This window comes from Pseudoalteromonas sp. 120-MNA-CIBAN-0494 (assembly GCF_040308885.1).
GTDB classification, from domain to species: Bacteria; Pseudomonadota; Gammaproteobacteria; order Enterobacterales; family Alteromonadaceae; genus Pseudoalteromonas; species Pseudoalteromonas nigrifaciens.
In genome coordinates, this window is record NZ_JBEOOE010000014.1 from 23,866 (window position 1) to 36,870 (window position 13,005).

A 13,005-nucleotide genomic window follows, 5' to 3' on the forward strand; every position below is an offset into this window, starting at 1 on the left:
AGAAAACGCATCTTTAAAACTAATTGATTATTATCTATTGCAGCCAAAACTATGTAATATTGGTATAAGATATATTTATTAGTAATAAGGTGCGTTTTTTAATGTCTGAGTATTTATTACCCGATGAGCCAGTAAAACAAGTTTACCTTGATGCAAATGCAACGACCCCTGTGTTGCCATGCATAGTTGATGTGGTGTGCCATGCAATGCAAACCTGTTTTGGTAATCCTTCTAGCCCGCACATAACGGGTATTCAAGCTAAGCACTTATTGGAGCAAACTCGACAAAAAGCACGCGCGGTAATTGGCGCTAATAATGGTGATATTTTATTTACCTCTGGGGCAACCGAAGGTATTCAAACGGCTGTAGTGTCTACGCTGATAAATGCTAAAACCCATAATAAAAAAAATCCGGTGTTACTTTATGGCGCTACAGAGCACAAAGCAGTACCAAATACCCTAAAACATTGGAATCAAGTGCTAGAGATTAACGCTCAAGTACTTGCTATTCCGGTTGATAGTAACGGTATTTTAGACTTAGATTTTATTGCTCAGCATATTGATGATGCGCTGATGATTTGCACTATGGCGGTTAATAATGAAACCGGTGTATACCAAGATCTAGCGGCAATAGAGCAGGTTATTCGTAATCGCAATAGCAGCGTGTCTTGGATGGTCGATTGCGTTCAAGCATTAGGTAAGCAGCAGCTTATGTTGAGCGAAACAACAATAGATTACGCACCGTTTTCGGGCCATAAACTCTACGCTCCCAAAGGCATTGGCTTATTATATATTCGTCAAGGCAGTGCTTATACGGCATTTATAGCCGGTGGTGGGCAAGAAAGTGGTATGCGCTCAGGTACTGAAAATCTCCCTGGTATTGCAGGACTTAATAAGTTATTTAGTTTGTTATTAGATAAAACCGATGACACGTTTAAATCAAGTGCTGTGCTTGCGCAATATCGCAGCCAATTACACAATGCAATAAGCGATACATTTGGTGCCATTACCTTTAACCATGATTTTGCATACTCAGTGCCCACCACGCTTAATTTTGCGGTTAACGACTTAACCAGTAAAGAAGTTATTGATTTATTTGATGCTGCCGGCATACGCGTGAGCGGCGGCTCTGCGTGTAGTACTGGTGCTTCACAAAGTTTTGTACTAGATGCAATGGGTGCAAGCCAGTGGCAAAGTGAAAACGCCATACGTTTATCGTTTGGACCTGCCGCCACGCAACAAGATATTGACCATGCCTGTGAGCGAATTCGCGCCCTTAAACAAGTATTACAAGCAAATTGCCTGGTAGTATCTGACAGCGCTACACCTACGCAGGAATTATGTGCACTAGGCTTAACCCAATTTAGGCACCAAGGCGCGTGCAGCTGGTTATATGTTAATAGCAACAACCAAGCGGTGATCATCGACCCTATTATAGAGTTAATACCGCGCTTTGAAAAAATAGCCAATACGCAAAATTTAACCATAACCGCTATTTTAGACACCCATGCTCACCAAGAGCGTAATAGTGCAATTACCCTATTACGCAGTGTGTTAGCAGCACGTTTAGTAGCAGGAGAGGTTGATCAATTGGGTTGGCCAGTTAACCAAACGGTGATTAATTTAAATGGGCAACGCCTAGAAAAACTTGCCACACCTGGGCATAGCCAAGACAGTGTGAGTTACTTATTAAAAGAAGCCTCGGGTGAGGTTCGCTATTGTTTTTGTGGTGATCTCATTTTACCAGCGGGGCTGGGTAATACTCATTTGCTTGGTGGTAGTGCAGAGCAAATGGCTGACTCGTTAATATTATTAGCGCAGCAGTTAACCCCAGAGGCGGTTATTTGCTCAGGACACGATTACCAACAGTGTTTTGCTATGAACTGGGCGGTGCAACAACAGCAAACTCCTTTATTGAGCGCATTATTATCTAAGCAAATAACGAAAGATGAATTTGCTGCTAAAAAGCAGCAGCACGATGAGCAAAAACAAACAGATAATAACAACCAACTTTGTGGTTATGTAAATGCGCAACCAGATACAAATACACAGCAATTGAGTTATTCACAGGCAAAAGAAATGCTCAGCCACGGCAATGTATATTTAATTGATACGCGCGAACCCTATGAGCATGGCGCTAATAACATTTCATCGCTGTTAAATGTTGCTACAGCTAAAACCTTAAATATTCCGCTTAGTCGTATGGCAAACGCAATAGTAGAGCAGCAGCTAGATAAAAATAATCAATATATTTTAGTGTGCCGCAGTGGTAACCGCTCAAAGTTGGCAGCAGCTAATTTAATTGAGCTAGGTTATACCTCGGTTTATAATTTAAATGGCGGTTTGGCACTGGGAAGTTAAAATTAGTTAGCAAATAAATATAATTAAGGCCGGCATTTGTCGGCCTTTTTATTTATTTGCCAAATTAAGCTAACTGAGTCGCCTCTGAATGGGTTGTTAAATTAATATATTAATTTTATGATACCGGTGTCAAAAGCAAAAAATTACGTTATCATTCACAGCATAAAATATAAAAACAGCTCATTTTTAACTTAGCTATATATGTTAATTAACTAAGTTTTATATAATAAATACATTTAAATCAATAGATTAATATTTTAGGGGATGTTTACATGACTAACCGTTCGCAATTAGCAAGTTGGCAAGCGCTTGAAAAAAGTGCAACCAAGATGAAACAAAGCCATCTTAGGGATTTATTTGCTAAAGATGACGCGCGTTTTTCTCAATTTTCTACGCAAATCCCTGGATTATTATTTGATTACTCAAAACAACGTATTGATAAAGATGTTTTTACGCAGTTAATTGCATTAGCTAAAGAGTGTGACATTAGCGCTTGGCGTGAAAAAATGTTTAATGGTGAAAAAATTAATATCACCGAAAACCGAGCAGTGTTACACACAGCATTACGTAACCGCGCTCATACGCCACTTATTGTTGATGGTGAAAATGTAACTGAGTTGGTTGATAACGAACTTGCTAAAATTAAACTGTTTGTTGAAAAAGTACGCAGTGGTAAGTGGTTAGGCTACAGTGGTAAGCCAGTAAAAGATGTAGTAAGTATAGGTGTAGGTGGTTCAAACCTTGGCCCGCAAATGGCAACCGAAGCATTAAAAGCATTAAGTGACGATACCTTAAATGTACATTATGTGTCGAATGCTGACGGAGTACAAATTGCCTCGGTATTAAAAAATATTGATGCTGAAACAACCTTGTTTGTTATTGCATCAAAAACGTTTACCACGTCAGAGACAATGACCAACGCTAAAACAGCGGTTGATTGGTTTTTACAAACAGCTAAAGATAACGCCGCTATTGCTAAGCATTTTGTTGCGGTGAGCACTAATTTAGAAAAAACAGCCGAGTTTGGCATTAGTAACGACAACGTATTTACGATGTGGGATTGGGTTGGTGGTCGCTTTTCATTATGGAGCGCTATTGGTTTACCGATTGCATTATATGCAGGATATGACGCTTTTGAAGCAATTTTAGAGGGTGCGTACGAAGTTGATGAGCACTTTAAAAACGCACCACTAGAGCAAAATATTCCGCTTATTATGGCATTATTAAGTGTGTGGAATACCAGCTTTTTAGGTTATACCTCGCAAGCTATTTTACCTTATGACCAAGCGCTGCACATGTTGCCTGCGTACTTACAACAAGGCGAAATGGAAAGTAACGGCAAGCATGTTAACTTTGCGGGTGAAACTGTGCCTTATACAACAGTGCCAATTATTTGGGGTATGACCGGGATTAACGGGCAACACGCATTTTACCAATGTTTGCATCAAGGTAATGTTATTGTACCGGCTGATTTTATTGCCTCAATTAAGCCGCAAGTAAACGTTGATAAACATCACGATATTTTATTATCGAACTTTTTTGCGCAAACAGAAGCACTAATGAATGGCGTAGATGAGCAAGAGATCACCGCAGATTTAACCGCTAAGGGTAAATCTCAGGCACAAATAGATGAGTTACTTAAGCACAAAATTCATCAAGGCAACCGCCCAACTACCTCTATGTTACTAGATAGCGTAGACGCTAAAACGGTAGGGCGCTTAATTGCGTTGTATGAGCATAAGATTTTTTGCCAAGGCATTATTTTAGAAATTTGCTCATTTGATCAATGGGGTGTTGAGCTAGGTAAAGGATTAGCATCAAAAATAGAAGCAGAGTTAGTTGATGAGCGCGTTAAATATGCTCATGATAGTTCAACTAATGGTTTAATGGCGTATTATAAGCAACATCGTACGCAGTAAAAATTTAGCTTAGTAACATAAGCAACCAAATACCTTTGAACGGGTAGCGCTGGTGTACTTAGGGACTGTATTTTTGTGAGAGGAATTACAGTTCCCTAAGGCCCATTTTTAAGCGCAGATGATAAAATTAATAATAAATAGCCAGCAGTGTGGTTAAATAAAAAACATCATCATCACAGCATAACAAAGCAGGTTTTTGTGCAAATATATTTATAAAAACCGACATCATTCAAGCAATAAACCGCTATATCTGATTACCTAACGGGTAGTGCCAGGTAGCACAAACGTAGAGAGTAACTATGCTTAATCCTTTTGATATTATAATTTTTGGGGGCGGTGGTGACCTTGCGTTACGCAAATTACTACCTGCAATGTATCGAGCATATCAAGAAGGTAATTTACCTGAAGGCTCACGTATTTTGCCAACGGTACGCGAAGAAACCCAACGTGCTGAGTACATAGAAACAGCACACAAAGCCTTAAAAGAGTTTTTAGCAAAGGATGAGTTTAATGCTAAAGATTGGAAAGCCTTTGCTACTTTTTTAGTACCTGTTGTTAGCAATGTAACAGCCCCTGACGATAACTGGGATGTGCTAAAAGGTATTTTAGATGAGCACGACAGCACTAAATCTCGCGTATTTTATTTATCACTACCACCTGCTGTGTACGGCACTTGCTGTGAAATATTATCTGTTAAAAACTTAATAACGCCTACTTCACGTGTAGTGGTTGAAAAGCCTATTGGTTATTGTGGTGAATCTGCTGAGGCTATCAATGGAAAAATCGCAGAGTATTTTAGCGAAGAGCAAATTTTCCGAATTGATCATTACTTAGGTAAAGAAACTGTTCAAAACTTAATGGCACTGCGTTTTTCAAACTCGTTGTTTGAAAACATGTGGGATGCTAAATCAATCGATAATATTCAAATTAGCATTTCAGAAACTGTGGGCCTTGAAACCCGTGCAGGCTTTTACGACAAAGCCGGTGCGCTGCGTGATATGGTTCAAAACCACTTGTTACAACTGTTATGTTTAGTAGCAATGGAATCACCCCATAAACTTAATGCCAATAGTATTCGCAACGAAAAGCTCAAAGTATTAGAAGCGCTGCGTCCACTTATTGGCAGCGACGTAGATAAAAATATTATTCGTGGCCAATATGTACCAGGTGATCTAAACGGTAAAATTGTACCAGGTTACTTAGAAGAGCTTAATGAGGGTTCAAGTAAAACCGAAACCTTTGTAGGTATTCGAGCGCATATTGATAACTGGCGTTGGGCAGGTGTGCCATTTTATTTGCGCACTGGTAAACGCATGGCTAAACGCTGTGCTGAAATTGTAGTGCAATATAAAAAAGTATCACACAATGTATACGAAGACAGCGTAGGCGAAATAGAGCCAAACCGCTTGGTGATTCGCCTACAACCAGAGGAAACTATTCAGCTAACATTGATGTCTAAACGCTTAGATAACCTTGAAATGCAGCTTGAGCCAGTAACGATGAATATTGAGCTTTCACAAGCCTATAGCAATGGTTTTCACTCAGATGCCTACAAGCGCTTAATGCTAGATGCAGCCGCTAATAATCCTTCGTTATTTATCCATCGTGATGAAGTACGCCAAGCATGGAAGTGGATTGATCCAATCATCGACCGCTGGCAAGAAAAAGGCAAACCGGCGCTTTATCGTGCAGGTAGCTGGGGCCCAGAAGATGCAGACGAATTATTAGCAGAGAACAACCATGTATGGTTTAACACCGGTGATAAGGGAGCATAATGGCAACAATAATTGAAAAATTTTTTGATAGTAAAGAGGCGCTTACAGCGGAGCTGTCAGCAACACTTGAACAATCATTACGTGATGGTATAAGCAATGATGGCCGTGCAGTATTAATGGTATCGGGCGGCTCATCCCCTGCTGCGGCGTATAAGCATTTATCAACCCTTGATTTAAATTGGCAACATGTTGATGTTGCTATGGTTGACGAGCGTTGGGTAGATGCGAGCCACGAAAAAAGTAACGAAGCATTTATTAACAGCACGTTATTACAAAACTATGGTGCTGCGGCTAACTTTGTCACGATGAAAAATAGCGCTGATACAGCGCAGCAAGGCACTGCAGTGTGTGAAGCTGCTTATGCTGCGTTAAAACGCCCGTATGATGTGACTATTTTAGGTATGGGGCCAGATGGTCATACTGCGTCATTATTCCCACATGCAGAGGGTTTAGACGTGGGCCTAAACTCGGATCAACTGGTGTGTGCAATTAATGCCATTGAAAGTGATGTAACTGGCAGTATAACTGAGCGTATGACACTTACATTAAACGCGATAGCGCAATCTAAAGTGGTTAAGCTACTTATTAGCGGTGATGAAAAACTCGCTGTGTATAAGCAAGCCAAAGCGGGCGGAGATGTAAACGACATGCCACTACGCGCAGTGCTAAATCACCCAAGTATTAATATTGAGGTTTATTGGGCGCCGTAATTTAAAATGAGTGCGAATGAACAAATAAAAAGGCAGCTATAACTAGCTGCCTTTTTATTTGTGTAATTATTATCCAAAATAACGTGGTTAGTAACGTGATTTTGTTAAAACAGGTTAACATTAAAAACAAGCCTGTATGTTAAATAGCCTTTCAGCGTATTCTTTTTAAGCAGATTTAACCCTTGTTATGTGTACGTTTTTTGGCAAGGTGCAGATTTATTTAAATTTTATTTTATCAAAACGGTTGTCATAAAAGTTTCCCTTCCTTTTTTTGCTCAAAAGCATTAGCCTAAAGGTATTAACAAAGAAACATACAAATTAAAAATAAACGGAGCAGTAACATGGCGGAGCAACAAGTACAGCCTTTACACAACGAAAAACATGCCAATACTAAAATTAAAAACGGCATCAATGTAGAATTTATGAAAACGCAACATTTAGTGCCAGTAGTTGCACATGAATTTGCGCGTATAGCGAATGAATTTCCAATGTCTTTCGTTAAAAATAACGAAACAGGCACTTTTCAAGCAGTTGCTATGTTTGGCCTTGAGCCAGGCGAAAACTTGTTTGTTGAAGGCGATAAGTGGACGGCAGCATTTGCACCAATGGCTACGACGCGCTACCCACTAGGTTTAGTAAAACACCCAGATCAAGATCAATACGGTATTGTTATTGACGAAGCGAGCCCATTAGTTGGCGAAGAAGAAGGTAATGCGTTGTTTGAAAACGGCGAAGAAACTGACTACTTAAAGCGTCGTAAAGAAGCATTAGTATCGTTTATTGAGTTTTCTCAGATCACAGATGCTTTTACGAAGTTTTTAGCCGATAAAGAGCTTTTAGTAGCGCAAACGCTAACAGTTGATATTAAAGGCGAGAAAAAAGACATTAACGGTATTTACCTTATCGATGAGAAAAAACTTAATGAATTAAGTGATGCTGACTTTTTAGAGCTACGTAAACGTGGTTATTTAGCACCAATTTATTCTTTTTTAACGTCTACGCATCAAGTAGCACGTTTAGCTCGTTTAAAAGCGCAACAAGCGTAATAATTTAAACCAGCAAAAAAAAGCGCCTTTGGGCGCTTTTTTTATGTGTTTAAACTTACTTTACTTGATAAATAGTTAGCGACCATCCACATTGGTTTCACTGAAGTTTATAAGAGCTCATTATGAAAAAATCACTTTTAATGGCGCTTATCGCCACTAGTTTTATTAGCGTAAGCAATAACGCCTTAAGCGCAGAAGTACCTTTTGCTATTGCCATTCATGGCGGTGCGGGCACGATTGAAAAAAGTAAATTTACGCCCAAAGAAGAGCAAGCTTATCGTGCTAAATTAACCCAAGCGGTAGAGGCCGGTTATAAAGTACTTGAGCAAGGCGGCGAAAGCTTAGATGCCATAACGGCAGCGATTCAAGTGATGGAGCAGTCTACTTATTTTAATGCAGGGCGTGGCGCGGTTTATACTTACGATGGCAGCCATGAGCTCGATGCATCAATTATGGATGGTCGTAATCGTCAGGCGGGCGCAGTTGCAGGTGTTAAGCATGTAGAGAGCCCAATTAATTTAGCACGTTTGGTTATGGATAATTCAGTACACGTCATGCTCAGTGGCCAAGGCGCTGAAGAGTTTGCTAAAGAGCAAGGTATTCCCTTAATCGAAAATAACTTATTTGATACCGAGCACCGCTATAAAGCATTATTAAAAGCAAAGCAAAAATTAGATAAAGCCAAAGCAACCAGTAAAGACTATCAAGCGGCGCATAAAGCCTTGCCAAATAACTATAAAATGGGCACGGTTGGTGCGGTAGCACTGGATAAAAATGGCAATTTAGCAGCTGGTACATCAACCGGCGGTATGACCGCCAAACGCTATGGCCGTATTGGTGATGCGCCGGTAATTGGTGCAGGAACGTTTGCGGAAAATGAATCGTGTGCGGTATCGGCTACCGGCCATGGTGAGTATTTTATTCGTTACAATGTAGCCAGCGATATTTGTGCGCGCGTTAAATACCAAGGTAAAACCATAACGCAAGCAGGGGACGAAGTGATTAATGGGGTACTTGCACCAATAGGCGGTACGGGCGGTGTTATTATAGTGGATACTAAAGGTAATATTAGTTTGCCGTTTAATACCTCAGGTATGTACAGAGCCAGTAAATCAAATACCCAAGCCACTTATGTAGGCATTTTTAAAGGCGAATAAGCGCTTTATTTGTTTGGCTGGTGGCTTATATAACAAACTACTAAGCGTTATGCACTTTGTAGGATTAACCCCAGCCATTTAATTTGCTACAATTGCGGCTCTTTTACTAATTTTATAAGGTATGCGGGTGGTAAACCTAGGTCAGTTGTTTGGCGAGCTAAAGACGTGCTTGAAAAAAGATCAATTCATTTTTAAAAAACGCTTACATGGCGTAAAAAAAATAACCGATGAGAATAAGCATGCCAACGCGCTTGAAAAAATAGCGGCCGACATTACCCTTAGCCAAGCACTGCGCGCGCAGCGTTTAGCGGCTCTGCCTAAAGTGACTTACCCAGAGCAATTACCGGTGAGTCAAAAAAAGGATGTGATTAAAAACGCCATTGCTAATAACCAAGTGGTTATTATTGCAGGTGAAACCGGTTCAGGTAAAACCACGCAAATTCCTAAAATGTGTTTAGAGCTAGGGCGTGGGGTTGATGGCTTAATTGGCCACACCCAACCAAGGCGACTAGCAGCACGAACGGTGGCTAATCGTATTGCAGAAGAAATGCAGTGTGAACTTGGCCAACAAGTTGGTTTTAAAATACGCTTTAGTGATCAGGTCTCGAATAATACCTATATTAAACTAATGACCGACGGGATTTTACTTGCCGAAATTCAACAAGATCGATTTTTAAATCAATACGACACCATTATTATTGATGAAGCGCACGAACGTAGCTTAAACATTGACTTTATTTTAGGTTATTTAAAAAACTTACTCCCTAAGCGCCCCGATTTAAAAATAATAATTACCTCAGCAACGATCGATCCAGAGCGTTTTTCAAAGCACTTTGATGATGCGCCAATTATAGAAGTATCAGGGCGAACCTTCCCGGTTGATGTACGTTACAACCCAGTTACTGAGATAAATAAAGAGGATATGGAAGCCGAAGGCGACCAACTGCAAGGTATTTTTGATGCTGTAGATGAACTGTGTGCAGAAGGCCCTGGCGACATTTTAATATTTTTAAATGGTGAGCGTGAAATACGCGATACCGCCGATGCTCTCAGTAAACGTAATTTAAAACACACTGATATATTACCGCTTTATTCGCGACTATCAAACGCCGAGCAAAACCGCATATTTGCACCGCACTCGCGCCGCCATATTATTTTATCGACCAACGTGGCCGAAACATCGTTAACCGTACCGGGGATTCGTTATGTAATTGATCCGGGTACGGCGCGTATTAGCCGTTATAGTTACCGCACCAAGGTACAGCGCCTGCCTATAGAGCCAATATCGCAAGCCAGTGCAAATCAGCGAATGGGACGTTGTGGCCGCGTAGAGGCGGGTATTTGTATTCGTTTATACGCTGAGGATGACTTTTTATCACGCCCAGAGTTTACCGATCCTGAAATACTACGTACTAACTTAGCTTCGGTTATTTTACAAATGCTAGCGCTGGGTTTAGGCGACATGGCGCAGTTTCCGTTTGTGCAAGCCCCAGATAGTCGTAATATTAGCGATGGTTTAACCTTGCTTGAGGAACTCCAAGCAGTACATCCCACTAAACGTAACGACAAAACAGCGCTTACCCAGTCAGGCCGAGAATTAAGCCGTTTACCGGTCGATCCGCGTTTAGCTAAAATGGTGTTAACCGCACATAAGCTCGGTGCGCTACGTGAAGTAATTATTATAGTGGCGGCACTGTCTATTCAAGACCCCCGTGAGCGCCCGCAAGAAAAACGTGCTGCGGCAAACGAAAAACACGGCCGTTTTGATGATCCTGATTCAGACTTTATTGCATTTTTAAACTTGTGGAATTATTTAGAAGAGCAACAAAGCGAGCTGACTAATAGCCAGTTTAGAAAACTCTGCCAAAAAGACTTCCTCGCTTATATGCGCCTTCGTGAATGGCAAGATATTGTTTATCAAATAAGTACCGTATGCAACGAAATGGGTATGAAAGCCACATCGAATGCTGCCGACGGTGAGCAAGTTCACAAAGCATTACTGAGCGGTATGCTTAGCCATATTGGCTTTAAAGATGAAAAACAAATTTATAAAGGCGCGCGTAATAGCCAGTTTCATATTTTTCCGGGGTCGGGGTTATTTAAAAAGAGCCCAAAATGGCTAATGTCGGCAGAGCTAGTAGAAACCAGTAAATTATATGCCCGCACTAACGCCAAAATAGACATTAACTGGGTTGAGCCACTGGCGCAGCATTTGGTTAAGCGCAGTTATACAGAGCCACATTGGGAGAAAAAACCCGGTGCGGTAATCGCCTTTGAGCAACAAACCTTATATGGCCTGCTAATCGTCAATAAGCGCCGCTGCGTGTATAGCAATATTGATCCTAAAGTGAGCCGTGAGCTGTTTATTCGCACCGCATTAGTTGAGCAAGAACTGGGTTTAAACGAAAGCTTTTTAGAGTTTAACCGCGAGCTGATTGAAGATATTCAAGTGCTTGAAAACAAGTCACGCAGGCGCGATATTTTAGTTGATGAGCAAACTTTATTTGAGTTTTACGATAAAAAAATTCCAAAAGAAATTAATAATCGTGCAGCATTTTTAAAATGGTATAAAACGCAAAAACAACAAAATAAACACTATTTGCAAATGAGCCGCGATGACTTAATGCAGCATGGTGCAAGCAGTATTACCGAGTTTGACTACCCAGATACTTGGCAGCAAGATAATTTAATTTTACCTTTAGCGTATCATTTCGATCCCGGTCAAGCGGTTGATGGTGTGGCGGTACAAATACCGGTTGCGCTATTAAACCAAGTGCAAGAAAGCGGCTTTGACTGGCATATACCTGCGTTTCGACATGAGTTAATAAGTGGTTTAATTAAATCATTGCCTAAGTCACTGCGCCGTAATTTTGTACCTGCGCCTAACTATGCCGATGCTGTTTTGGCGGCTATTGAGCCATTGCAGGGGAGTTTAATTGACGCACTTAGTAATCGACTATTAAAAATGACAGGGGTGCGAGTTGACCCTGATGCCTGGGATTTAAGTGCCTTGGCAGCGCATTTACGTTTGCAGTTTGAAGTACGTGGCGATAACGATAAGTTACTCGCGCGTGGCCTAGATTTAGCCAAACTTAAAGCGCAGCTACAAGGCGAAGTAACGCAAACATTATCCAAAGTAGCCGATAAAGGCATAGAAAAAGCAGACTTAACGCAGTGGGATTTTGGCGAGCTACCTAATTCATATGTAAAAAAACAAGGGCAATACGAAATTAAAGCGTATCCGGCGCTGGTGGATAAAAAATCAACTGCTGCTATTGAGCTTTTCGATAACGAAGTAAAAGCACAGGTTGCCCATCAACAAGGGCTGCGCCGATTAGTATTATTAAATGTGCCTTCACCAATAAAGTATTTGCAGCAAAACTTACCAAATAAGGCTAAGCTTGGATTGTATTTTAATCCTTTTGGTAAAATAGCCGATTTAATTGATGACTGCATTGCCGCCGGTGTTGATAGCTTATTATTAAAGTACGGTGACATTCGCACCAGCGACGCGTTTGAAAATGTAAAAGAGCATATACGTGGTGAGCTTGGTGACGCTGTAGTTGAAATTGCCACGCAAGTAGAGCAAGTGTTAAGTATAGCCCATGCCTTACATAAAAAAATGAAAGGACGGGTAGATTTAACCATGATCACTGCGCATGGAGATATTAAATCGCAATTAGAGTCTCTTGTTTTTAAAGGCTTTGTAAGCCAACATGGGGCAACTAAGCTAAGTGACTTAATCCGTTATTTAAAAGCGATTCAAAAACGTTTAGAAAAGTTACCCATAGATCCAAATCGCGATAGATTATGTGTACTTGAGCTTGATAAAGTGGCTCAAGAGTATAAAAAGCAAGCAAACAAAACCCCTAAAGGGATGCCAATTCCAAAAGAGGTAGAAGCTATCTTTTGGATGCAGCAAGAGCTGAGAGTGTCTTTATTTGCACAGACCTTGGGTACTCCGTATCCAATTTCGGCGAAACGTGTGTTAAATGCAATAAAAGAAATAGAGTAAAAGGTGTATCTACTATTAAGCTT

General features: G+C 40.7%; 7 protein-coding genes. All 7 read left to right on the forward strand.

What is annotated here, in order from left to right; all coding sequences use genetic code 11:
* The first annotated feature begins 101 nt into the window (after nucleotides 1-101).
* The 7 genes from AAEY55_RS10425 (at nucleotide 102) to hrpA (ending at nucleotide 12,982) form a co-directional block, all read left to right on the forward strand.
* Nucleotides 102-2,360 (forward strand): aminotransferase class V-fold PLP-dependent enzyme, encoded by a 2,259-nt coding sequence (locus tag AAEY55_RS10425; RefSeq protein ID WP_197182860.1) that lies wholly within the window; start codon nucleotides 102-104, stop codon nucleotides 2,358-2,360.
* A 272-nt stretch (nucleotides 2,361-2,632) separates the two neighbouring features.
* Nucleotides 2,633-4,279, forward strand: coding sequence for a glucose-6-phosphate isomerase (gene pgi, locus AAEY55_RS10430; protein WP_011327825.1), 1,647 nt, complete (start codon nucleotides 2,633-2,635; stop codon nucleotides 4,277-4,279).
* A gap of 299 nt (nucleotides 4,280-4,578) precedes the next feature.
* Entirely contained in the window at nucleotides 4,579-6,054 is a 1,476-nt protein-coding gene (gene zwf / locus AAEY55_RS10435) for a glucose-6-phosphate dehydrogenase (RefSeq protein WP_011327826.1), read from the forward strand.
* A complete protein-coding gene (pgl, locus tag AAEY55_RS10440; RefSeq protein ID WP_350551204.1) occupies nucleotides 6,054-6,764 on the forward strand; it encodes a 6-phosphogluconolactonase in 711 nt (236 codons plus the stop codon). Before zwf ends, pgl begins: the two co-directional genes overlap by 1 nt.
* A gap of 341 nt (nucleotides 6,765-7,105) precedes the next feature.
* Nucleotides 7,106-7,810, forward strand: coding sequence for a SapC family protein (locus tag AAEY55_RS10445; RefSeq protein ID WP_011327828.1), 705 nt, complete (start codon nucleotides 7,106-7,108; stop codon nucleotides 7,808-7,810).
* A gap of 122 nt (nucleotides 7,811-7,932) precedes the next feature.
* Nucleotides 7,933-8,967 (forward strand): isoaspartyl peptidase/L-asparaginase family protein, encoded by a 1,035-nt coding sequence (locus AAEY55_RS10450; protein WP_089368012.1) that lies wholly within the window; start codon nucleotides 7,933-7,935, stop codon nucleotides 8,965-8,967.
* 127 nt (nucleotides 8,968-9,094) lie between these two features.
* Nucleotides 9,095-12,982, forward strand: a complete 3,888-nt coding sequence (gene hrpA, locus AAEY55_RS10455) for an ATP-dependent RNA helicase HrpA (RefSeq protein ID WP_350551207.1) — start codon at nucleotides 9,095-9,097, stop codon at nucleotides 12,980-12,982.
* The last annotated feature ends 23 nt before the right edge of the window (nucleotides 12,983-13,005 follow it).